The 22105-nt window shown below is 72.3% G+C and carries 22 protein-coding genes and 1 pseudogene; 14 read left to right on the top strand and 9 right to left on the bottom strand.

Going from position 1 to position 22105, the window contains the following annotated elements:
- Window positions 1-153: 153 nt before the first annotated feature.
- Complete coding sequence (locus tag ACGFRB_RS25580) at window positions 154-933, bottom strand: VOC family protein (RefSeq protein ID WP_393246285.1); 780 nt, start codon at window positions 931-933, stop codon at window positions 154-156.
- Between the two features lie 368 nt (window positions 934-1301).
- On the opposite strand from ACGFRB_RS25580, the gene ACGFRB_RS25575 reads away from it, so the two are divergent.
- A complete protein-coding gene (locus ACGFRB_RS25575; RefSeq protein WP_393246283.1) occupies window positions 1302-1886 on the top strand; it encodes a S1 RNA-binding domain-containing protein in 585 nt (194 codons plus the stop codon).
- A gap of 31 nt (window positions 1887-1917) precedes the next feature.
- Window positions 1918-2662: pseudogene (locus ACGFRB_RS25570) on the top strand (IS5 family transposase).
- Between the two features lie 379 nt (window positions 2663-3041).
- Here ACGFRB_RS25570 and ACGFRB_RS25565 read toward each other — a convergent pair.
- The 3 genes from ACGFRB_RS25565 to ACGFRB_RS25555 all read right to left on the bottom strand — a co-directional run bounded on the left by ACGFRB_RS25565 (window position 3042) and on the right by ACGFRB_RS25555 (window position 4944).
- A complete protein-coding gene (locus tag ACGFRB_RS25565) occupies window positions 3042-3692 on the bottom strand; it encodes a class I SAM-dependent methyltransferase (protein ID WP_393246281.1) in 651 nt (216 codons plus the stop codon).
- Window positions 3693-4124: 432 nt separating this feature from the next.
- On the bottom strand, window positions 4125-4307 hold the full coding sequence (locus tag ACGFRB_RS25560; protein ID WP_393246279.1) for a hypothetical protein: 183 nt from the start codon (window positions 4305-4307) through the stop codon (window positions 4125-4127).
- Between the two features lie 28 nt (window positions 4308-4335).
- Window positions 4336-4944 (bottom strand): hypothetical protein, encoded by a 609-nt coding sequence (locus ACGFRB_RS25555; RefSeq protein ID WP_393246277.1) that lies wholly within the window; start codon window positions 4942-4944, stop codon window positions 4336-4338.
- A 255-nt stretch (window positions 4945-5199) separates the two neighbouring features.
- On the opposite strand from ACGFRB_RS25555, the gene ACGFRB_RS25550 reads away from it, so the two are divergent.
- The gene (locus ACGFRB_RS25550; protein ID WP_393246275.1) at window positions 5200-5673 is read left to right on the top strand and encodes a hypothetical protein; all 474 of its coding nucleotides are present in this window, start codon (window positions 5200-5202) and stop codon (window positions 5671-5673) included.
- A 136-nt stretch (window positions 5674-5809) separates the two neighbouring features.
- Here the strand turns inward: ACGFRB_RS25550 and ACGFRB_RS25545 are convergent, their stop codons facing one another.
- On the bottom strand, window positions 5810-6268 hold the full coding sequence (locus ACGFRB_RS25545; protein ID WP_393246273.1) for a winged helix-turn-helix transcriptional regulator: 459 nt from the start codon (window positions 6266-6268) through the stop codon (window positions 5810-5812).
- Window positions 6269-6404: 136 nt separating this feature from the next.
- Between ACGFRB_RS25545 and ACGFRB_RS25540 the strand changes: the two genes are divergently transcribed.
- From ACGFRB_RS25540 to ACGFRB_RS25490, 11 genes are all read left to right on the top strand, one after another.
- On the top strand, window positions 6405-7697 hold the full coding sequence (locus tag ACGFRB_RS25540; RefSeq protein WP_393246271.1) for an MFS transporter: 1293 nt from the start codon (window positions 6405-6407) through the stop codon (window positions 7695-7697).
- A 31-nt stretch (window positions 7698-7728) separates the two neighbouring features.
- Window positions 7729-8394 carry a helix-turn-helix domain-containing protein gene (locus ACGFRB_RS25535; protein WP_393246269.1) on the top strand — a complete coding sequence of 222 codons (666 nt, stop codon included), beginning with the start codon at window positions 7729-7731 and terminating at the stop codon, window positions 8392-8394.
- Window positions 8395-8657: 263 nt separating this feature from the next.
- Window positions 8658-9626 carry an NADPH:quinone oxidoreductase family protein gene (locus ACGFRB_RS25530; protein ID WP_393246267.1) on the top strand — a complete coding sequence of 323 codons (969 nt, stop codon included), beginning with the start codon at window positions 8658-8660 and terminating at the stop codon, window positions 9624-9626.
- Window positions 9623-10876 carry an acyl-CoA dehydrogenase family protein gene (locus ACGFRB_RS25525; protein ID WP_393246265.1) on the top strand — a complete coding sequence of 418 codons (1254 nt, stop codon included), beginning with the start codon at window positions 9623-9625 and terminating at the stop codon, window positions 10874-10876. Before ACGFRB_RS25530 ends, ACGFRB_RS25525 begins: the two co-directional genes overlap by 4 nt.
- Before the next feature lie 92 nt (window positions 10877-10968).
- Window positions 10969-12114 (top strand): acyl-CoA dehydrogenase family protein, encoded by a 1146-nt coding sequence (locus ACGFRB_RS25520; RefSeq protein ID WP_393246303.1) that lies wholly within the window; start codon window positions 10969-10971, stop codon window positions 12112-12114.
- A gap of 162 nt (window positions 12115-12276) precedes the next feature.
- Window positions 12277-14034 carry an ABC transporter substrate-binding protein gene (locus ACGFRB_RS25515; protein WP_393246263.1) on the top strand — a complete coding sequence of 586 codons (1758 nt, stop codon included), beginning with the start codon at window positions 12277-12279 and terminating at the stop codon, window positions 14032-14034.
- Between the two features lie 23 nt (window positions 14035-14057).
- The gene (locus tag ACGFRB_RS25510; RefSeq protein ID WP_363007337.1) at window positions 14058-15023 is read left to right on the top strand and encodes an ABC transporter permease; all 966 of its coding nucleotides are present in this window, start codon (window positions 14058-14060) and stop codon (window positions 15021-15023) included.
- The gene (locus tag ACGFRB_RS25505; protein WP_393246261.1) at window positions 15016-15852 is read left to right on the top strand and encodes an ABC transporter permease; all 837 of its coding nucleotides are present in this window, start codon (window positions 15016-15018) and stop codon (window positions 15850-15852) included. Before ACGFRB_RS25510 ends, ACGFRB_RS25505 begins: the two co-directional genes overlap by 8 nt.
- 89 nt (window positions 15853-15941) lie before the next feature.
- Window positions 15942-16931, top strand: a complete 990-nt coding sequence (locus ACGFRB_RS25500; RefSeq protein WP_393246301.1) for an ABC transporter ATP-binding protein — start codon at window positions 15942-15944, stop codon at window positions 16929-16931.
- On the top strand, window positions 16924-17634 hold the full coding sequence (locus ACGFRB_RS25495; protein WP_393246259.1) for an ABC transporter ATP-binding protein: 711 nt from the start codon (window positions 16924-16926) through the stop codon (window positions 17632-17634). The genes ACGFRB_RS25500 and ACGFRB_RS25495 overlap by 8 nt, the downstream gene beginning before the upstream one ends.
- A 147-nt stretch (window positions 17635-17781) precedes the next feature.
- Entirely contained in the window at window positions 17782-17976 is a 195-nt protein-coding gene (locus ACGFRB_RS25490; RefSeq protein WP_363007220.1) for a hypothetical protein, read from the top strand.
- Between the two features lie 88 nt (window positions 17977-18064).
- Here ACGFRB_RS25490 and ACGFRB_RS25485 read toward each other — a convergent pair whose 3' ends face one another.
- The 4 genes from ACGFRB_RS25485 to ACGFRB_RS25470 form a co-directional block, all read right to left on the bottom strand.
- A complete protein-coding gene (locus ACGFRB_RS25485) occupies window positions 18065-18859 on the bottom strand; it encodes a VOC family protein (RefSeq protein ID WP_363007218.1) in 795 nt (264 codons plus the stop codon).
- A gap of 113 nt (window positions 18860-18972) precedes the next feature.
- Window positions 18973-20163 carry a phosphodiester glycosidase family protein gene (locus ACGFRB_RS25480; protein ID WP_393246256.1) on the bottom strand — a complete coding sequence of 397 codons (1191 nt, stop codon included), beginning with the start codon at window positions 20161-20163 and terminating at the stop codon, window positions 18973-18975.
- 133 nt (window positions 20164-20296) lie between these two features.
- Window positions 20297-21274, bottom strand: a complete 978-nt coding sequence (locus tag ACGFRB_RS25475; RefSeq protein ID WP_393246254.1) for a DUF6585 family protein — start codon at window positions 21272-21274, stop codon at window positions 20297-20299.
- A 236-nt stretch (window positions 21275-21510) separates the two neighbouring features.
- On the bottom strand, window positions 21511-22059 hold the full coding sequence (locus tag ACGFRB_RS25470) for a PadR family transcriptional regulator (RefSeq protein ID WP_393246299.1): 549 nt from the start codon (window positions 22057-22059) through the stop codon (window positions 21511-21513).
- Between the last annotated feature and the right edge of the window lie 46 nt (window positions 22060-22105).

The following is a 22105-nucleotide window of genomic DNA, read 5'->3' as shown; positions in this document are numbered from 1 at the left end:
TTCCCCGGCCCATTCCCCCATCGCCACACCAAAAGTCTGGCCCCACCGCTCACGCGGCGGGGCCAGAACCCCAAGATCTTCATGAACCTTCTAGGGGTGCCGGCCGGGCCCCGGCCGGCACCGCCGCGTCACACCGTCCATCCGCGCGCCTGCTCACATGGCGGGGTCGGGCTTCAGGACCGCGAAGGGGGCCCCGTAGGGGTCCGCGAGCCAGGCGATCCGGCCGACCTGCGGCTCGTCCGCCGGCGGCATCAGGACCGAACCGCCGCTCTCCAGTACCGAGGCGGCGATCCGGTCCGCGTCCTCCACCATGAAGTACGGGATCCAGCGGGACTTCTCCGCGCCGGGCTGGAGCGGTGCCACGCCGCCGAAGGTGGCGTCCTGGAGGTCTCCGTCGGCGGTCGAGATCACCCGGTAGGCCATGCCAGAGGCGTCCATCTCCTGCCAGCGCCAGCCGAACAGGGTGCCGTAGAAGGCGAGGGTGGACTCGGGGTCGGCGGTGTGCAGTTCGGTCCACAGCAGCGTGTGCTTGCGCGAGGTGCGCTCCAGGCCCGGCATCGTCCGCGGCTGCCACAGCGCGAAGTCCGCACCGCCGGGGTCGGTCAGGGCGGCCATCCGGCCCGCCTCCATGACGTCCTGCGGCGGCACCCGGACCCGGCCTCCGGCCTTGGCCGCCGCGCGGACCGTCGCGTCGGCGTCCGGAGTCTGGAAATAGACGTTCCAGGCGCTGTCCGCGCCCTCCTCGCCGAGCGGGCCGAGCGCGGCGACGATCTGGCCCTCCTGCTGGAAGAAGCCGTAGCCGCCCGTGTCGGGGCCGGCCGACACATAGTCCCAGTCGAAGACCCGGCCGTAGAACATGGCGGCACCCTTGGTGTCGGGGGTGCCGAGGTCGAGCCAGTCGGGGGAGCCGGTGGTGAAGTCCGTACCGAGCATGGGGTGAGTCCCGTCCTTCCGGAGTGGAGGGCCGTTCCGCGGAGAGCGCGATGGCGGGATTTTGGCCACTGTGTCCGATCTTCGCCCTCTCTCGTGCCCCGTGCAGCCCGACCGGCGGGGTTTCATCCGCCTGGCCGATCCCGGCCGGCCCCTGGCCGTGGTCGGGGTCCGGCCGAGTCGTGGCCGGGCCCCGTGCGTCAGGCCTCCCCGTGCCAGGGGGCTGTCCGGCGGAGCTTGGCCGGGGCCCTGATCCACCCGACAGCCCCTCCGGGCGATCAAGGTGCGGCTGAGACATGGCGGGATTGCGGACGGTCGCTTCAGCTTGAGGGCATGGCTGGCACGCGACGTCGTGTGTCAGGGTTGCGCGCATGGATTGGCAGTCTGAGGGCCCGGAACTCTGGGCGTTCCTGGAGCCCCTGCACCGCGGCGACATCCTGTCCGGCACCGTCGCGGCGATCGAACGGTTCGGCGTCTTCGTGGTGCTGGACGACGGGCCTGGCCACCCCACCCTGCCCGGTGTCGGGTTCATCGGTATCCCCGAACTGTCCTGGCGGCGCATCGATGTTCCCACCGATGTTGTTCGGGTTGGGCAGCGTGTCTCGTGCGAGTTCCTTGGGTCCGACACCTGCAACGCTGAGGCCGGACTGACTTTGAAGGCACTGGAGCCCGACCCCCTCCAGGCTTTCGCCGACCGCACAGTGGTGGGCCAGGAACTCCGCGGGACAGTTGACAAGGTGTTTCCCATCGGCATCTTCGTCGACCTCGGGGATGGGGTTTTCGGACTGGTCCCCTTCAGAGAGGTCGACGGCCGCCCTGTGGCGAGTCCGGCAGAAGACTTCGAGGTCGGAGAGGAGATTGCCGTCGTCGTCGTGGAAATCGAGCTGCCAACCCGCCGGGTGTTCCTCTCCAGGCCGGAGAGCGGCCAGTACGCAGGTGGCGTGCTGCCCACCTGACAGCCGCCGTGCCCAAATCGTTGAGGTGAGCATGGGGCGGGGCGATCCAACGGATGCCGAGTGGGCACGGCTGCGGCCGTTCCTGCCGGTCAGCAACGGGCGTTGCGGCAGGTGGCGGAATCACCGGCGGGTGATCGACGGGATTCTGCACCGGGTGCGGACCGGGGTGCAGTGACGTGATCTGCCCGAGAGGTTCGGACCGTGGAAGACCATCTATGCACGCCACCGTCTGTGGTCGGCCGACGGGACTTGGGAGCGTCTGCTCCAGCAGGTCCAGGCCGAGGCCGACGCGGTCGGGGAGATCGACTGGGACATCTCTGTCGACTCCACCGTCGTGCGTGCGCACCAGCATGCGGCCGGCGCCCGCACCGACCCGCCGCCAGCCCCCGCTTCAAAGGGGGCCGCGAATCAAGCCGGTCCTGGACAAGATCCGAGTGCCCAGACCCGGACCGGGCCGACCACGCAAGAAGCCGGACAGCCTCACAGCCGACAAGGCTTACAGTAACGGCCCCATCCGCGAGTACCTGCGACGGCGGGGGATCCGCCACGCCATCCCGGAGAAGACCGACAGCCAGGCGGCCCGCCTGCGCAAGGGCGCACGCGGTGGACGGCCGTCCGGCTTCGATGAGGACCGCTACAAGAAGCGCAACACCGTCGAGCGGACGATCAACCGCCTGAAGCAGTCCCGGGCAGTCGCCACTCGCTACGACAAGCGCGGCTACGTCTTCCTCGGCACCGTCACCGCAGCAGCCCTCGTCATCTGGCTCCGCAGGTGACCGCCCGGACAAGTCCTAGTCCGCCAGAGGCTGCCGCAGGCCGCCCGCCTCGGCGAAGAAGCCGGTGTGGTCGAGATAGAACAGCACGACTTCGCCCCAGTGTCCGGCGATCACCTGCAGGCCGGGTAACCGGTCGAAGACCCCGAGAAGATCATGCGCAGGTACTGGAAGCCGAGGTCGTCATACCAACCGAGCCCGGCTCCGGCCAGCAAGAGCCCATGGGGCCCGGGAGGTCGGAGTAGTACACGTCGATGACGGGCTGGAGCGGTGTCTGCGGGTGGAAGTGCAGCGGCACCGCCAGCCGAGAAGCGTCGGCACGCCGCCGACCGCGGATCCGGGCAGGTTCCGCTCCCGGGTCCCCCACCCGCGAGCTGCGTATCTACCTGCCGGCCTCACTCTGGGCGCAACTCAGGACCCAGACACCGTAGGCCTCGTTCGCGGGGTGCAGTTGGTAGGTGCCTGCCCGCAGGTCGACGCGGAGTCCGGCCGCCGCGAGATCCGCCTCGAACTCGGCCGCGGTGTAGGCGCGGGCGTGCGGCGGCTGGTCCTGGAGGTGGAAGCCGAGCAGGATCCGGCCGTTCTCGCCGAGCACGGCGCGCATCGCGCGCAGGGCCTCGATCTCGGTGCCCTCGGCCAGGTAGATCATGACGTTGCCGACGCAGACGACCAGGTCGAACGGGCCGTCCTCGGGGCCGAGGCCGAGGATGTCGCGCTTCTCGATCGGCAGGCCGGGGTAGATCTCCCGGGCCTGCCGGACCAGTGTCTCGTCGGGCTCGATCGCGACCACTTCGTGCCCGCGCCGCAGGAGTGCCGAGGTGACCCGGCCCATGCCCGCACCGGCGTCGAGCACCCGGGCGCCACGCGGCAGGAGCGTGTCGGCGAGTCGGGCTTCACCGTCGATGTCCTCGCCAGCCGAGACGAGATCGGCAAACCGCTTGCCGAAGTTCTCGCTGTTGCCCGCCTCCTGCCAGCGGGTCCGCCGCGTCGCCATCGATATGGGGTCTGCGTGTGCCGGCGTGGTCCTGTTCATGCTCCGCATCCTAGGCCGACAACAACGGCGTCGGTCGTGGCCGCTGGAACGACAGCCTGCAGGCCTGCGGGCCGAGTCGCGGAGATCGGTCACGGTCGACGTGCCGCCCGAGCTCGGACTGAGGCCACCCGGTCCATCAACGCGTCGGCTCATGGATCGTGTGCGATCTGACCTGCGAAGGCGGCGGTGCCCGGTGCGCAGAAAGGGCCTCATAGCGAGAACAACAAGTTTTGTATCCATCGCCACACGCGGCATCCCGGTTGTTGGCTAAGGCGTGACGTTGCATGGCCGGGCGTTCTCTCCTGACCAGCGCGTTTGCCTTGTCGCTCGCGTCGCGGCGCACCGTACGGACGGGCCGCGGCTTCGACTTCGCCTTCTGCTCGCCGCCGTTCTGGCACACCTGCGCCCTCGCGGCCCGCAGCGCTACCCGGGTCAGGTCCACGCCGGGTGGTTCTCGGGGACGAGCTCTTGGTCGTCCCCGATGTCGGCGTGCTCCGGCCGTGCAGCAGGGACGATGGCGACCCGGAGCGGCCTGGGCAGCAGGACGGGCGCCGTCAGCACGGCCGGGGCGCCGCCGGCTGGCTGCGCGGACGCAGCCTCCGTGTATCGCCTCACCGGGGACCGGATAGCCCCGGGACAACCCTTAGGTCTCGCCACCGGCGTTCAGCGATGCACCATCCAGAGCGGTATCCGTAAGGGTGGTGCGAGCCTCGGTGATGACCTCGGTGCGGCTGACTGCGGCGCAGGTCATCTCGCACAAGAGAAAGCCCACGCGATACTTTCCGCGCACCATGCTGGTGCCCACACACTCGTTCACGCCTTCGTGCAGCCAGTCGTAGAGGTCGTGGACATCGTCGTCCTGCCAGCCCTTGAGAGCGGCCGCGCGAATGCCAAGGGCCAGTTTCTCGGCCAGGTAGTTCGGGTCGAGGACGCTCCGGAAGCGAATGGTCAGACGCTCGAACTCATGGCCTGGGCCGAACTCCCACGAAGCCCGGAGCTCGTTGACGCCTCCTGCTACGGGCCGGGCTTCGAGGAACCACTGGTACTCATTCATGAAGGGTGCGTAACGGTCCAGCCACCGGTCGTGCTCCTGCGGCGTGATCGTCCAGGGACTCGGGACCTCGAGGAAGGCCGGCCATTCGACCTCCGGGCATTCCCAACGCGCCGCCCACGACCGGACCTTCTCACGGTTGGCAACAAACTTCGCCCGGAGTTCGTCTGCGTCGCGCCGCTTCGGTCTGCGTAAGCTCATACTCCTTCGCCTTCCCGCTCGGCCCGCCAAGGCATGCTCCCAGGCAACCATCGATGGCGCGAGGTGAATAGAGCCCGCGCGCGAAGATGCGGGCGCCGTTGTGGAAGGTCACGCTGAAGCCGTTCTGGCTGCTCGGCGTGACGCAGGTTGACCAGCGTTCGATGGCGACGAGAGGGTCCCGCCATCGCGGCGTCCCATGCTGGCGTCTCAATGCCGCGAGCGGGCTTGTCAGAGGCATCCGCTAGCTTCCTGACCATGGGAAACTCAGGCGGATCATTGACGACCCGGTCCACGGGGGAACTGCACCAGCTCATGCGGGCAGCCGGGTTCACGGGCATTGAAGACACGGAGGCGTTGGCGGAGGGCTGGCAGGTGACGGACTTCGCCGACGCCGGACGGCGCAGCCTGGCGAACCTCGTCCAGAGCACAGGGACACCGGCCATCATGGTGTCCTTCCTGGACAGCGACGTCGGGTTCGTCGAAGCCATCACGCCGGACGGCAGCAGTTGGGAGGGCCTGCTCAACCGCGAGATGGCGAAGAGTTACGAGATCCCTCTGGAGCACTTCCCCATCGAACCCGCCGTCGCCGGCGCACTCGCCTGGTCGGCAGCCGCCGGACTGACACCCGACGAGGAAACCATCCGGCAGACACTCACCGGGTCGGCTCTGTTCGCGGAACAGCTCTCCTCAGCCCTCCTGGCCGCCCTGGGACTACCCGGCGCAAGCTAGCCCTTCCAAGCCCAGCACCTGGGGAATTACGTGAACTTACCCCTGGGGAATAACGCGATCGTCCACAACAAGACCGGCGCCCCGGCCATGCGGTCGCTGGTCGCATTCGATCACTGAAGACATCGGACTTATTCGTCTAGGGCCGTTCGTGGGAGACCTTGTGCACGATGGTCTCGCCGGGGTGCAGCGGGCGTCCGTCCGCCGACAGCACCTCCAGTGCGCGGAGCGGCTGTCCATGCCGCCGGTCGACCAGTTCGGAGTGCTCCTCGCCGGGGGCGAAGAAGTTCCGCTCGCCCCACTGCCGCAGTGCCACGATGACGGGGAAGAGGGCTTCGCCCTTCGGGGTCAGCACGTACTCGCGGTAGGCGCTGCCGTCCGAGGCGGGGACGGTGGTGAGGATGCCGCCGGCGACCAGGGTCCGCAGGCGCGCGGTGAGGATGTTCTTCGCCACGCCGAGGCTGCGCTGGAACTCTCCGAAGCGCCGGCTGCCGTCGAAGGCGTCCCGGACGATCAGCAGGGACCACCAGTCGCCGATCGCGTCCACCGAGCGGGCGACGGGGCAGTCGCTGTCGTCGAAACGTGTCCTGGTGACCATGGCGGCGTTCCTCTCCCGAAGTGGTTGCAACATGCTACCTATCGCGGCTACCGTCCCCTACTGGTAGCAAGATGCAACCAGTAGGCAGGGGAAAGGGGCGGCAGTGGCGGGGACGGGAAGCGACGGGGGAGGGCCGATGGCTGGAGCGGGCGAGACCGTGCGGCGGACTGAGGCCGGGGTCGGGGGCGGTGAAGGGGGCGCCGTGTCCGCCCTGTCCCGGGGTGTCGTCCTGCTGTTCGCCGTCGCCTGCGGGGCGGCGGTGGCCAACGTCTACTTCGCCCAGCCCCTGCTGGTGACCATGGGGCACGACCTCGGCCTGAGCCCGGCCCTCGTCGGCGGGGTGATCACCCTCACGCAGATCGGGTACGGCCTGGGGCTCTTCTTCCTCGTGCCGCTCGGCGACATGGTCGACCGCCGCCGTCTCGTCGTGGGCCAACTGCTGCTCATGGTCGTGGCGTTGGCGGTCGTGGTCACCGCCCGTACGGCGACGGTCCTGCTCGTGGGCATGGCCGCGCTCGGGCTGCTCGCGGTCGTCACACAGACCCTGGTCGCCTTCGCCGCCTCCCTGGCGCCGCCCGGCGAACGCGGCCGGGTCGTCGGCCTCGTCACCAGCGGGGTGGTCGTCGGCATCCTGCTCGCCCGCACCGTGTCCGGACTGCTGGCCGATCTCGCGGGCTGGCGCTCCGTCTACCTCGCCTCGGCGGCGCTCACGGCCCTGCTCGCCCTGATCCTGCACCGCGTGCTTCCGCGCCGCTCCGGCACTTTGCCGACGAGGCTGCGCTACGGACAGCTGCTGCGCTCCACCCTCACCCTCTTCGCGCGGGAACGACTGCTGCGGCTCCGCGCCCTGTTCGGCCTGCTGGTCTTCGCCGCCTTCAGCACCCTGTGGAGCAGCGTCGCGCTGCCGCTCAGCGAGGCCCCGTACTCCCTGTCCCACAGCGCGATCGGAGCGCTGGGGCTGATCGGTGTGGCCGGAGCGCTGGCCGCGACCGTGGCCGGCCGGATGAACGACCGCGGGCTCTCCCGCCGTACCACCGGCATCGCGCTCGTCCTGCTCACCGCCTCCTGGCTGCCGCTGTCCCTGACGCGCGTCTCGCTCGCGGCCCTCTTCGCCGGGGTGATCCTGCTCGACCTCGCCGTCCAGGCGGTCCACGTCACCAATCAGACCGTGATCCACGCGCTCCACCCGGACGCGGGCAGCCGGCTGATCGGTGGTTACATGATCTTCTACTCGATCGGCAGCGCCACCGGAGCCCTCGCCGCGACCTCCCTCTACGCGGTGGCGGGCTGGGGCGCCGTCTGTGTCCTGGGCGCCGTGTTCAGCTGCCTCGGGCTCGTGCTGTGGGTGTGTACGCGGCACCTCGGCGACGCCATGGACCCGGCCGCCGTACGGCCTGCTCCCACAGGCGCCGCCGGCACGCGGCATTGACAAACTCCCTTCCTGTTTCTGCAATGGGCGCGTGACGGAAGAAGAGCACGAAGCGGAACACATCGATACGGTCCTGAACGAGGTCGGCCCCCGGCTGCGCCGTATCCGGCGCGAGCGCGGCGCCACCCTGGCCGGGCTCTCGGCCGCCACGGGCATCTCGGTCAGCACCCTCTCCCGCCTGGAGTCCGGGCAGCGCAAGCCCAGCCTCGAACTGCTGCTGCCGATCGCCCGCGTCCACCAGGTCCCGCTCGACGAACTCGTGGGCACGCGGCAGGCCGGCGACCCGCGAGTGCGGCCCCGCCGCCTGGTGCGCGGCGGCCGTACGCTCTACCCGCTCACCCGGCAGGCGGGCGGACTGCGGGCGTACAAGGTCGTCCACGAACCCGGAGCGACCCCCGAGACGCCCGACCCTCGGGTGCACGAGGGGTACGAATGGCTGTACGTGCTCTCCGGGCGGCTGCGGCTGATCCTCGGCGAGCACGACGTCGAACTGGGGCCGGGCGAGGCGGCCGAGTTCGACACCCGGGTCCCGCACTGGTTCGGGCCGGTGGGGGAGCGGTCGGTGGAGTTCCTGAGTCTGTTCGGGCCGCAGGGCGAGCGGATGCACGTACGGGCACGGCCGAAGCGCCAGAGCGGCCCGAGCGGCCCGAGTGGTCCGCCCGAGCCGTCCGAGCCGTCCGACGGGCCGTCCGCCTGAGCTGTCCACCCGGGCCCTCCTTCCGTCCATTCCCCCGCCTCCCTTCCCGGTCGCTTTCCGTTCCGCCCCCTTGCCTGGCGGGTGGTCCCTTCGGGTGGTTCTCCCGGACCGTTGCTCCCGCCGAACGCCCCGCGCCATGGCCGGGAAGCCGCCGTTGCCGGACCGGCCCGGTTCCGCTGGACCAAGCAACCGCTTAGTGTGCGACGCATCGTGCGCGCGGAACCCCGCGCGGCAGGGCACGGCGACGGCACCTGGAGGCCCGTATGCAGGCGTGGCGAGTGCGTGAGAACGGCGAACCCGGCGAGGTGATGCGGCGCGAGGAGACCGCCCCGCCCGTGCCGGGCGCGGGGCAGGTGCTCCTGAAGGTCCGTGCCACCGGCCTCAACTTCCCCGACGCGCTGCTCTGCCGGGGCCAGTACCAGGTGCGGCCCCCGCTGCCCTTCACCCCCGGGGTGGAGATCTGCGCCGAGACCGAGGACGGCCGCCGGGTGCTCGCGACACCCGCCCTTCCGTACGGCGGGCTCGCCGCCTACGCCCTCGCCGACGAGGCCGCGCTGCTGCCCGCCCCCGGCACACTGGACGATGCCGAGGCGGCGGTTCTCCATATCGCCTACCAGACCGGCTGGTTCGGATTGCACCGCAGGGCCGGGCTCCGCGCGGGCGAGACCCTGCTCGTGCACGCCGCCGCGGGCGGGGTCGGCGGTGCCGCCGTCCAGCTCGGCAAGGCGGCCGGCGCCACCGTCATCGGTGTCGTCGGCGGCGCCGCCAAGGCCGCCGTCGCCCGCGAAGCCGGCTGCGACGTCGTGGTCGACCGGCATGCCGAGGGCGTCGTCGCGGCGGTCAAGGAGGCCACCGGTGGCCGTGGTGCCGACGTCGTCTACGACCCGGTCGGCGGCACCGCCTACCAACAGGCCGCCAAACTGGTCGCGTTCGAGGGGCGCATCGTGATCGTCGGCTTCGCGAGCGGCACCGTGCCCGCGCCCGCCCTCTCTCACGCCCTGGTCAAGAACTACTCGATCCTGGGGCTCCATTGGGGCCTGTACGCCGCCAAGGATCCGGCCGCCGTGCGGCGTTGCCACGACACTCTCACCGAACTCGCCGCCAAGGGTCTGATCAAGCCGCACGTGAGCGAGCGGGTGCCCTTCGACGGCGCGGCCGGTGCCGTCCAGCGGCTTGCCGACGGTGTCACCACCGGCCGGATCGCCGTTCTCCCGGAAGGGGTCCGCGCATGACCGCGCAGCCCCCGGCGCACCCCACCGCACAGGCCGCCGACGGCCCGGCCGAGGACCCTGCGGGGCCGCCCGCCGACGCCGCCGGACTCACCGCCCGCACCCGCCGGCTGATCGCCGCGCACCCGCCCGCCACCACCGGCCGCACCGACTTCCTGCGCGCCCGCTTCGACGCCGGCCTCGCCTGGGTGCACTACCCGGCCGGATTCGGCGGACTGGGCGCCCCGCGCGCCCTCCAGACCGTCGTCGACGCCGAACTCGCCGCCGCCCACGCCCCCGACAACGACCCGCGCCGGATCGGCATCGGTCTCGGCATGGCCGCCCCGACCCTCCTCGCGTACGGCTCCGAGGAGGTCAAGCGGCGTTTCCTGAAGCCGCTCTGGGTGGGGGAGGAGGTCTGGTGCCAGCTCTTCAGCGAACCCGGTGCCGGCTCCGACCTGGCCGCCCTCGCCACCCGCGCCGTGCGCGACGGCGACACCTGGGTGATCGACGGGCAGAAAGTGTGGACCTCCGGCGCCCACCTGGCCCGCTGGGGGATCCTCCTCGCCCGAACCGACCCGGACCTGCCCAAACATCAGGGCATCAGCTACTTCGTCTGCGATATGACCGACCCCGGCGTCGAGGTCCGGCCGCTGCGCCAGATCACCGGGGAGGCCGAGTTCAACGAGGTCTTCCTGACCGGCGTACGCATCCCCGACGCCCACCGCCTCGGCGCGGTCGGCGACGGCTGGCGCGTCGCGCGGACCACCCTCATGAACGAGCGGGTCTCCATCGGCGGCGCCCGCGTGCCGCGCGAGGGCGGCATGATCGGGAAGGCCGCCGCGACCTGGCGCTCCCGCCCCGAACTGCGCACCCACGAGCTGCACCGCCGGCTGCTCGACCTGTGGGTGGACGCCGAGGTCGCCCGGCTCACCGGCGAACGGCTGCGCCAGCAGCTCGCCGCCGGCCGGCCCGGCCCGGAGGGCAGTGCCATGAAGCTCGGCTTCGCCCGGCTCAACCAGGAGATCAGCGCCCTGGAGGTGGAACTCCTCGAGGACGAGGGCCTGTTGTACGGCGACTGGACGATGGTCCGGCCCGACCTGGTCGACTTCACCGGCCGCGACGCGGGCTACCGCTATCTGCGGGCACGAGGGAACTCGATCGAAGGAGGCACCAGCGAAGTGCTGCTCAACATCGTGGCCGAGCGGGTTCTCGGCCTGCCGCCCGAGCCGCGCGACGACAAGGACGTCCCCTGGAAGGACCTCGCCCGATGACCACGTCCGAGACCGCAGCCACGCCCGGGACCGTGACCGCATCCACGCCCGGGGCCGTGACCACGACCATGACCGCACCCACGTCCGCGAGCATGCCCCCGTCCGGCACCGGGAGCAGGGGCACCGGAAGCGGCGACATCCTCGCACCGGCCGCCGCGCCCGATCCGGACCTGCTGTACTCCGACACCGAGGACGCTCTGCGCGCCACCGTCCGCGCCCTGCTCGTTGACCGGGCCGACGCGCGTACCGTGCTCGCCCGTGCCGAGAGCGGCAGCCCGTACGTCCCCGGCCTGTGGGACGCCCTCGCGGGCCGGATCGGCGCCGCCGGGCTGCTCGTCCCCGAGGAACTGGGCGGTCAGGGCGCGGGCCCTCGCGAGGCCGCGGCGGTGATGGAGGAGCTGGGCCGCGCGGTGACCCCGGTGCCGTATCTGACGAGTGCCGTCGTGGCGACCGGGACGCTGCTCGCGCTCGGCGACCCGGCGGGCCCCGCGGCCGGGCTGCTCGGCTCGCTCGCGAGCGGCGAACGGGTCGCCGTCGTCGTCGTACCGCTGTCCACGGCCCCCGGCGCGGACCCGGTGGCCGACGGGCCGGTCTCGGCCGTCGCGGACGCGGCCGCCGCCGACATCCTGCTCGTCCCGCGCGCCGACGGGCTGTACGCCGTCCCGGCCGCCGAGGCGCTGATCACCCCGCAGATCCCGCTGGACCTCACCCGCCCGCTCGCCACCGTCGACGCGGGCTCCGCCCCGGGCACAAGGCTCGCCGACGCGGCCACCGGCCGCGCGGCCGTGCGACGGGGGCTGCTCACGGGGGCGGGCCTGCTCGCCTCCGAACAGCTCGGGCTCGCCGAGTGGTGTCTGGAGGCGGCCGTCCGGCACACCCGGGAGCGTCACCAGTTCAACCGACCGGTCGGCTCCTTCCAGGCCCTGAAGCACCGGATGGCCCGGCTGTGGCTGGAGCTGGTCGGTGCCCGTGCGGCCGCGCGGGCCGCCGCCGACGCGCTCGCGACCGGGGCCGCCGACGCCGAGCTGACCGTGGCAGTCGCCCAGACGTACTGCGCGAGGACCGCCGTGCGTGCCGCCGAGGAGTGCGTCCAGCTGCACGGAGGCATCGGCATGACCTGGGAGCATCCCGCGCACCTCGCGCTCAAACGGGCCAAGTCCGACCAGACGGCGCTGGGTTCGGCCGGCCGGCACCAGGACGCCCTCGCCGCGCTGGTCGATCTCCCCGCTCCCCGGTAGGTCCCGGCGGCTCCCCGAGGCTCCCCGGAGGGCTCTCGGGGAGCCACCGGCACCCCCTCGGTAAGGGGCCTCCGGTGCTCCCACCCTCTACATACTGTTTAATTGCAATCTGTTCGCAAAAGCAGTTGATCTTCAAAAGAGTCCCAGAGGGGTGTGGACACCATGGCCGCCCGATCCGTCCGTCCGGTGATGGCCGCGATACTCGCCGGGGCCGTGGCCCTCACCGCCGCCTGCGCGGGCCCCGGCGGCGCCGACGGCGCCGGCCCGAAGGACTCCGCGGTCGTCGGCATCGCCTTCGAACCCGACAGCCTCAGCCCCCTCCTCGGCTACGGCAAGGACGGCAACTCCAAGATCTTCGACGGGCTGCTCGCCTTCGGCGCCGACATGAAGCTGAAGCCCGCCCTCGCCGCCGCCCTGCCCGAGGTCAGCGACGACGGCCTGACGTACACGTACAAGCTGCGCAAGGGTGTCACCTTCAGCGACGGCCACCCCTTCACCGCCGCCGACGTCGTCTTCACGTACCGCGCGATCCTCGACCCGAAGACCAACAACGCCTCCCGCGCCGAACTCGACGCCGTGAAGGACGTCCGGGCGGCCGGTGACGACACCGTCGTCTTCACTCTCGCGTACCCCTACGCGCCCTTCGCCGAGCGCACCGTCCTCGGCATCGCCCCCGAGCACGTCGCGGGCAAGCAGGACGTCAATACCGGCCCGTTCACCACCCGGCCCATCGGCACCGGGCCGTACGTCCTCACCGGCTGGTCCAAGGGCGAGAAGCTCACCTTCACCGCCAACGAGCACTACTGGGGCGGCGCCCCGGCCGTGAAGAAGTTCACCATGGCCGTGGTCAAGGACGACGACGTACGCGCCACCCGGCTGCGCGCCGGCGACCTGGACGCCGCCATCCTGCCGCCCAATCTCGCCGCGGGCTTCACCGGCACCACCGCCGGCAAGCCGTACAAGACCTACCGGGCCGCCACCTTCGACTACCGCCAGGTCACCCTCCCCGCGCACGACAAGGTCGCCGGCGACCCCGCGATCCGCCGCGCACTCGACCTCGCCGTCGACCGCCAGGCCATGGTCGACCGGATCCTCGAAGGCGCCGGCAAGCCCGCCTACGGGCCCGTCCCCACCGACAGCCCCTGGTTCGCGAAGGGCACCGAGCGTCGCCACGACCTCGCGGGCGCCCGGAAGATCCTCGACGAGGCCGGTTGGAAGCCCGGCCCCGACGGCGTCCGCGTCAAGAACGGCGTCCGCGCGGCCTTCCCCCTCTGGTACCTCTCCGGCGACAAGCTCCGCCAGGACCACGCCCTCGCCTACGCCTCCGACGCCAAGAAGGCCGGCATCGCGCTGACCACCCAGGCCGGCACCTGGGAGGTGATCGAGCCCCGGATGAAGACCGACGCGGTCCTCGCCGGCGGCGGTTCGCCCGGCGACCCCGACTTCGACCAGTACCTGATGCTCAAGTCCTCCCTCGCGGGCGACGGCTTCAACAACATGGCCCAGTACGCCGACCCGGTCGTCGACCGCGCCCTGGAGGACGGTCGCCGCACGAACGACCCCGCCAAACGGCGCGCCGCGTACGACACGATCCAGCGGCGGCTGCTGAAGAACCCCGGCTATACCTTCCTCACCCACGTCGACCACCTCTATGTCGTCAGCGACCGCTGGGAGACCGCCGACGGCGGTCTGACCACCCAGATCGAGCCGCACGACCACGGCCTCGGCTCCGGCCCCTGGTGGAACATCGAGGACTGGAAGCCGAAGGGCGCCGCGGGCACGGCGAAGAACGCGGCACTCGTGGCCCCCGGGGCCGGCGGCACGGCCCCGGCCCCGGGCACGGGGACCACTCTCGGCGCGGGGACGGCCCTGGCCGCCGCGGCCGGCGCGGCGAAGTCCTCCGGAGTGGCCGCCCGGTGAGCCGCCGCCTTCCCTGGGCGGCCATGGCACGGATGGCGGGACGGCGCGCGCTCGCCGCCGTCCCCGTCCTGTTCGCCGTCACCCTCGCGGTCTTCGCGGTCGCCGCCGCCTCCCCCTTCGATCCCGTCCGCGCCTACGCCGGCACCGCCGGACTCACCGCATCCCAGGAGAACCTCGACCAGCTGCGCGCCAACCTCGGCACCGACCGCCCCTGGCTCGCCCAGTGGGGGGACTGGCTCGCCCACGCGGTACGCGGAGACCTCGGCGACTCCGGTGTCATGCGCCAGCCCGTCACCGACGTGATCACCGAACGCATCGGCTGGTCCGTCCTGCTCGCCGCCACCGCGTTCCTCGTCGCCGTCACCCTCGGCACCGTCCTCGGCGTCCTCGCCGGGCGCCGCCGAGGCGGCCTCGTCGACCGGGTCGTCAGCTCCGCCGCGTACACCCTCGAAGCCGCCCCCGCCTTCTGGCTCGGCCTGCTCGCCGTCTGGTTCTTCTCGCTCACCCTCGGCGCGCTGCCGGCCGGCGGCCTCACCGACACCGCCAGCGACACCGTCACCGCCGGACAGGTCGCCCGCCACCTCGTCCTGCCCGCGCTCGTCCTCGGGGCCACCCAGCTGCCCTGGTTCTTCCTGTACGTCAGACAGGGCGTCGGCGACGCTCTGGAGGAGGACCCGGTGCGCGGCGCCCGCGCCCGCGGCCTCGCCGAACGCACCGTCCTCACCGGCCACGCCCTGCGCTCCGGAATGCTGCCCGTGCTCACCCTCGTCGGCTCCCGGGTCCCCGAACTCATCACCGGGGCCCTCCTCGTCGAGACCGTCTTCAGCTGGCCCGGCATCGCCGCCGCCACCGTCCAGGCCGCCGTCTCCGTCGACTTCCCGTTGCTCGCCGCGCTCACCGTGCTCGCCACAGCCGCCGTCCTGCTCGGCAATCTCCTCTCCGACCTGCTGTACGGGCTCGCCGACCCCCGGGTGGGCTTCGATGGCTGACCCGCGCACCCGGCGGCTCCGGCTCTGGAGTTCCGCCCTCGTCACCGGACTCGTCCTCGCCGCCGTCCTCGCCGTCCCGCCGCTCGCCCAGCTCGACGAGCAGGCCGTGGACCTCGCCCGAAAGCTTCAGGCGCCGTCCTGGTCCCACCCCTTCGGCACCGACGACCTCGGTCGTGACCTGCTGCTGCGCTGCGTCTACGGGCTGCGCGTCTCCCTGCTCGTCGGCCTGGTCGCCGCCCTTGTCGCCACTGTCGTCGGCACCGTCGTGGGCGCGGCGGCGGGCGCGCTCGGCGGACGCGTGGACCGCCTCCTCATGCGCGTCGTCGACGGCTTCTCGTCCGTACCGCACCTGCTGCTCGGCATCTTCGTGGTCGCCATGTTCCGGCCCGGGGTCTGGCCGGTGATCGCCTCCGTGGCGGTCACCCACTGGCTCTCCACCGCCCGGATCGTCCGCTCCGAGGTCCTCTCGCTGCGCTCCCGGCCCTTCGTCGACGCGGCGATCTCCGGCGGCGCTTCCCGGTGGCGGATCGCCGTCCGCCACCTGCTGCCCGCTGTCCTGCCACAGGCCGGTCTGGCCGCCGTACTGATGGTGCCGCACGCCATGTGGCACGAGTCGGCGCTCTCCTTCCTCGGCCTCGGCCTGCCCAGCCACCAGGCCAGCCTCGGCAACCTCGTACAGACCGCCCGCTCCTCCCTGCTCGCCGGCGACTGGTGGCCCACCCTCTTCCCCGGACTGCTGCTCATCGTCCCCACCCTCGCCCTGGCCGGCCTCGCCGGCGTCTGGCGCGACCGCCTCAACCCGCGCCGCCGATCGGAGCTGATGCTGTGAACGAGCAGCTCGCGCGTGCCTTCGGTGACCCGCCCCCCGACGCCTCCGGACGCGTCGATGCCACCGCCGCCGGACGCGCCGGGACCTCCCTGCTGAGCGTCCGCGACCTGACGGTCCGCTTCCGGCTGCGCGGCGGCCGAAGCGTGGCCGCCGTCAGCGATGCCTCGTTCGACCTGGCGCCCAGGGAGTGTCTGGCCCTGGTCGGCGAGAGCGGCTGCGGCAAATCCGTCCTCGCCTCCGCCCTGCTGGGCCTGCTGCCCGCCAACGCCGAGGCGCGGGGCACAGCCCGGCTCGCGGGCGCGGCCGGCACCGCGTCCCCGGACGCCCCCGCGCGCCCCGCCCTCGACCTCCTCGCCGCCGACGAACGGACCCTCGCCCGCACCGTACGCGGCCGCCTCGTCGGCCTCGTCCCGCAGAGCCCCGCCGCCCACCTCACCCCCGTGCGGACCGTCCGGTCCCAACTGGAGGAGACCGTCCGGGCGCTCACGGACACACCCCGCCGGGAGCGGCGGGCCGCCGCCGAGGCCGCCGCCGAACGCGCCGCCTTCCCCGCCGGGCACCTCGACCGCTATCCGCACGAACTCTCCGGCGGCCTCGCCCAGCGCGCCGCCACCGCGCTCGCCCTGATCGGCGACGCGCCCCTGCTCCTCGCCGACGAACCCACCACCGGGCTCGACCGCGAACTGGTCGACCGCACCGCCGACGAACTGCGGCGGCACACCGACACCGGCAAGGCCGTGCTGCTCATCACCCACGACCTGGCCGCCGCCCGCCGTGTCGCCGACCGGGTGGCCGTGATGTACGCCGGGCGGATCGTCGAGACGACACCCGCCGCCCGCTTCTTCGACGGCCCCGGTCCCCGCCACCCCTATGCCCGCGGGCTCCTCGACGCCCTTCCGGAACGTGAGTTCACCCCGATCCCCGGGCTGCCGCCCGAGCTGTCGAACCTCCCCGAGGGCTGCGCCTTCGCCCCGCGCTGCCCCCGCGTGAGCGCCGCCTGCGCCGTCCGCCCCGAACCCCGTTCCCAGGTCGCCTGCCACCACCCCCACGGAGAGCCGGGAGACCCCGACCGTGCTTGAACTCCACCGGATCACCGCCGGATACGGCCGCCGCGCCCCCGTCTTCCGCGACGCCTCCCTCACCGTCGCCCCCGGCGAGGCCGTCGGCCTGCTCGGCCCCAGCGGCTGTGGCAAGTCCACCCTCGCCCGGGTGGCCGCCCTTCTGCACCGGCCCGACGCGGGCCGGGTCGTCCTCGACGGTACGGAGATACGGGCCTGGCGGCACCGCGCCCCGCGCGCCCAGCGCACCGCCGTCGGGGTCGTCTTCCAGCAGCCCCGGCTCGCCGCCGACCCGAGGCTGCGGCTCGCCGACCTGATCGCCGAACCCCTGCGTGCGACCGGGTGCCGCGAGGAGATTCCCGACCGCCTGGCCGAACTCGTCCCCGCCGTCGGTCTCACCGGAGATCTGCTCACCCGACGCCCGCACGAGGTCAGCGACGGTCAGCTCCAGCGCGCCTGCCTGGCCCGCGCCCTGGTCCTGCGCCCCCGCTGGCTGGTCTGCGACGAGATGACCGCCATGCTCGACGCGTCCACCACGGCCGCGCTCGTCGCCGCCGTCGAGACCTACCGCGCCGAGACGGGCGCCGGCCTGCTCGCGGTCGGCCACGACCGTGTCCTGCTGAACCGCTGGTGCGACCGCACACGGAACTGGGCCGACTGTCTGGACGCCCCCACCACCCCCGTCCGACCCGGGCGGGGTCGCCTCATCGGCCCGCCGAAGTGATCGCACATGTCTTCGTAATTCGAAAACATGAATGTCGGTGAATCCACCCGGATGGCCGCGCTGCCATACCGACGCACTGGTCGCTCATTCCGTCACACTGTCGGCCAAACGCCGCAATTCGGGCGCGGCGCAAGGAGGGTGAGCGCGATGGCCATTTCCATTTCCGCGGTGCTGCTTCTACTGATCCTGGCCGTGATCTTCCTCCGCAACGGCGGACTGAAGCTCTCCCACGCCCTGGTCTGTGCCTTGCTCGGCTTCTATCTGGCCGGCACCAGCATGGCCCCCACCATTCACGAGGGGGCCACCGCCACCGCGAACGTGATCTCCAGCCTCAGGCCCTGACCCCGGCCCCCGCCTCGCCGCCTCGCGGCGACCGGACGATCGGATGCCCGGAGCCCCCGTGGCCCCGGGCATCCGTGATCCGGGAGGGTCACTCCATCTCGGGCATGTCGCCGACCGTCGTCTTCATGTCGATGACCGCGAACGCCGCCCCTTCCGGGTCGAGGATCGCCGCGAAGCGGCCGAACGGGCTGTCCATCGGGCCGAACACCTTGCGCCCGCCGCCCCGCTCCGCTGCCTCGACCGCCTTGTCGCAGTTGTCGACGGCGAAGTAGATCTGCACATACGAGGGGACCTCGGGCGGGAACTCCGATCCCATGGCCATCCGTCCGAGCACCGATTCGGAACCGGCGTCGAAGACACGGAAGTCCATCTTGTCGTCCTTGACCTTCTTCGAGGTGTAGCCGAAGACGGCCGTGAAGAACGCGTCGGACTTCGCCGGCTCACGGGTGAACACCTCGGCCCACGCGTAGCCGCCCGGCTCGCCCTCCAGCTCGAAGCCCTCGTGCTTGTCGGCCTGCCAGACGCCGAACGTCACCCCGGCCGGATCCTTCGCCAGGCACATGGTGCCGAAGTCGCCCACCGCCATGGGCTCCATCAGTACCGTGCCGCCCGCCGACTTGATCTTCTCGGCGGTGGCGGCGGCGTCCGGCGAGGCGAAGTACAGACACCAGGCCGACTGCGGCTCGCCGTCCTGGCCGGGCATCGGCGGCACGACCGCCGCGACGGCCTTGCCGTTCTTGTAGGCCTGGGTGTAGTTCCCGTACTCCGAGGACGATTCTCCGAAGGTCCAGCCCAGCACATCGCCGTAGAACGACTTCGCACGCTCGACGTCGCGGTACATGGCGTCGGTCCAGACCGGCGTACCTTCAGGTCGTGAGGCCATGGAAATGACTCGCTTCCGATCGATGACGGCAATTCGCCCCCATCGGCCACGCTAATCAGCAACCGCCCGGTCCGCTCGGTGACGCCGGTGACGGGCGACCGGCCGGCCGCCGCTCAGCCGCGCGCGAAGACGCCTATGCCGTTCGACACCGGCCGCTCGGTGCCGTCGCTCGGATGGTTGCGGACCACCACCGCCGGCTCGTCCGCCGCCCGGCTCACCAGCGTCGACGAGCCGCCGCCGTCCAGGCTGAACACGTCCCGCGCCCCCTCTCTCGCCATCAGCGCCGCCACCTCGGCGACCGTCATCCCCGACCGCCATTCCGGTGCACCGTCCAGGGCCATCAGCAGCAGTCGCCCCCCGCCGTCCGCGCTCCCGGCGGCCGTCCGCACGGCCGAGGTGGTGTCGTCGAGCCCGGGCCGCGGAATCCCGTTCCGGAGCAGCGGATACCCGCCGACGGCGAACCGGAACGGGACCGGGGAACCGTTCGCGACAAGACGGTGGCGCACCCGTACCCGGTCCCCGGCGGTCAGGGTCCGCAGCCGCCCGGCGCCCGCCTCCCGTCCCACCAGGACCTCGGTTCCCTCGGGGATCGGACCACGCCCCGGGGCGCCGGCGACCGCCACGACCCTGCCGCCGCGTACCGTCACCTCGTACGCGTCCGTGGTGCACGGCGCGGCCCGGTCGGTGTCCGACCCGCACACGGCGCGGGCCCGGGAGGCCGTCCCCCAGTCGGAGGTGTAGACGCCGACCGAGCCGACGGGCAGCGCGTACTGGTTGAGCCCGCCCAACGGGTACCCGCCCGCCGGGCCGGTGACCGAGCCCTCCAGGACGAGTCCGCCCATCCGCGCCCGGTGGTCCACCCCCACCCCGAACACCTCGGACGTCCCCGTGTCCGGCGGCAGCGCGGGCCCGAACCGCTGCCCTCGCGGCACCGCCGACTTCAGTACGCGGCGGGCGGCTATCGCCGGGCCCACCGCGGCCCCCGTCGCCTCCGTGCCCGGATGCTGGCTCTCGGAGATGTTGAAGAAGTCCCCGTTGATCCCCGCGAGGGCCCCGCGCGCGTCGGCGAGCCGCGATATCGGTGCCCGTGCCGCCACGGCGCCCGGGTGCAACAGGTCGACATCGACACCCCGGGCCCGCAGGTCGACGGACAGCAGATGCACCCGCACCGTCCCGTGCGCGGCCGGCGCGTCGAAATCGCGGTACGCGACCCCGGGCGCCAGCTCCTGCCACGACCCGGCGGCCCTCGCGTCCGGCGCGAGACCCCACAGCACCGCGCACCACACCAACAGCAGCGCGACCACCGTCCGCGGTCGCCTCCCTACCTGGAAACGCGTCACAGTCCCCCCGAACCTCCGGCGTCACCGCCTCCTCTGACGACGCTTCAAATGTCCCAAAGCATCCAAAGATTCGCCAGACACCCGTTCGGGTGAAATGTCAGCGGCGGATCTCGCGGGCCTGCGGGCACAGCTCCTTGACCAGCGCCCAGAAGACCGGGAAGTCGGGGATCTCCTTCGACTCGCGCGTCCAGCGGCCCGCCCCGGCCGTCCGTACGACCACCAGCCCGTCCCCGCGCCACTCGCACCGCCGCACCCGCTCCCACGGCGCGGTTCCCGACGGCAGCCCGATGCCCGAACCCTCCAGTGCCACCTCGCCGAACACGACCCGCTCGCCGGCCTCCAGCGCGGACATCGCCGGCGGCAGCGCCCGGCGCACCGTCTCGTCGAGGACGATCTGCGCCAGCTCGCGGACCTGCGAACCATCCGGCGGCTGCGCTGTCTCCTCGTCGAGGAAGCCGCCGACGGTCACCTCGCGCGCCCCGCCGAGGCTCAGCCGGTACGCGTAGTGGGTGCCGGTGTAGCCGCCGTTGACGCTGGTGCGAGTCACGTCCTGGCGCATCGCCGTCACCGACCGCCAGGGCACCGCCCGCGCCCCGCCGTCCGCCGCCGGGCAGACCAGGCCCTGCTCGTACAGGTAGACGTATTCTCCGGGGCGCAGTGCCGCCCCCGTCGCGGGGACCCGAAGCGAGCGCCACAGTGCCAGGGTGAAGACCCCGAACGGCAGCAGGAGCAGCGGTACTCCGAGCCCTTGCCCCACCAGCCGGGTGGCGAGCGCGGGCAGCCCCAGGGATACCCCCGCGAGCAGCAGCACCACACCCCGCCGCGCGGCCCCGGACCTGGCCTTGGCCTCGGACCCGGATTCCCGTCTGGTCCCGGCCCCTGATCCCGGCCCGGCCCCTGATCCCGGCCCGGCCCCCGATCCCGGGCCGGACGCGGATCCGGCCCGGTCCGGTCCGCCGCTCTCGCGGTGGCGGGCGCGGAAGGCCCGCAGATAGACGCCGAGACCCGCCTCGCGTGCCGCGACGGTCGCGGCCTCGCCCGGCGGCGGTACGGTCACGCGGTCGGACTCTCCCATGGCGCACCCCCGTCGGCATGATGACAGCGGCTCACGGCCCGTGTCAGGCCTTCCGTCACGATCCGCCGGAAGTCCGGACAGAACGCGGCGATCGGCCCGGCCCGCTCGGACCGTCCGTCACTCCCGCCCGCTCGTCACCCGGCCGTTCCCGAACCGCCGCCCCTCCGCCCGCCGCCTTTCCGCTCCTCCCCTTCCCGATACCTCCGGTCCCCCGATTCCCCCTCCCCCTGACTCCGTCAGTCCGATTTCCTCTGTTCCCCCGGTGCCTCCAGCACGCCGATGGTCTCCGCCAGCCACGCCCGCTCCTCGCTCCCGGTGGCGCGCGCGATGCGCAGCATGCCCTGCCGGAACGCGTCGGGTGCCTCCTCGGCCCGCACCGGCTCGCCCTCCTGGTAGAAGAAGCTGGTCGGAGCGTCGAGGAACGCCTGGCGGCGGCGGAGGACGGTGGCCTGCGCGGCGCGGTCCGGCAGGTGGCGGAGGAACGAGAGCAGGGTGAAGAAGCGCTGCCCGTCGCTGATCTCCACATCCTTGGGCTCGCTCAGCCGGGTCAGCAGCCGGGCGCGTCCCGCCGGAGTGAGGGACAGGATGCGGCGGGTCGTGGCGCCGCTGCCGGGCTCCGTGCGCTGATCGACGAGGCCCGCGGCCGCCAGCCGGTTGAGAGCCGGGTACAGCGCGCCGTCGCTCACCGGGCGCACATGGCCGCTCAGCGCGTGGATGCGGGACTTCAACTCGTAGCCGTGCAGGGGTTCTTCGTACAGGAATCCCAGAATCGACAGCTCCAGCATGCCGTCCTCCGCCCCTCGCTCGCGCGCCGCTCCCGGCACTTGTCCT

This window comes from Streptomyces sp. NPDC048718 (genome assembly GCF_043198875.1).
Classification (GTDB): Bacteria; Actinomycetota; Actinomycetes; order Streptomycetales; family Streptomycetaceae; genus Streptomyces.
Note: the sequence above shows the minus strand (reverse complement) of the source record. Positions and strands in the feature narration are given on the sequence as shown.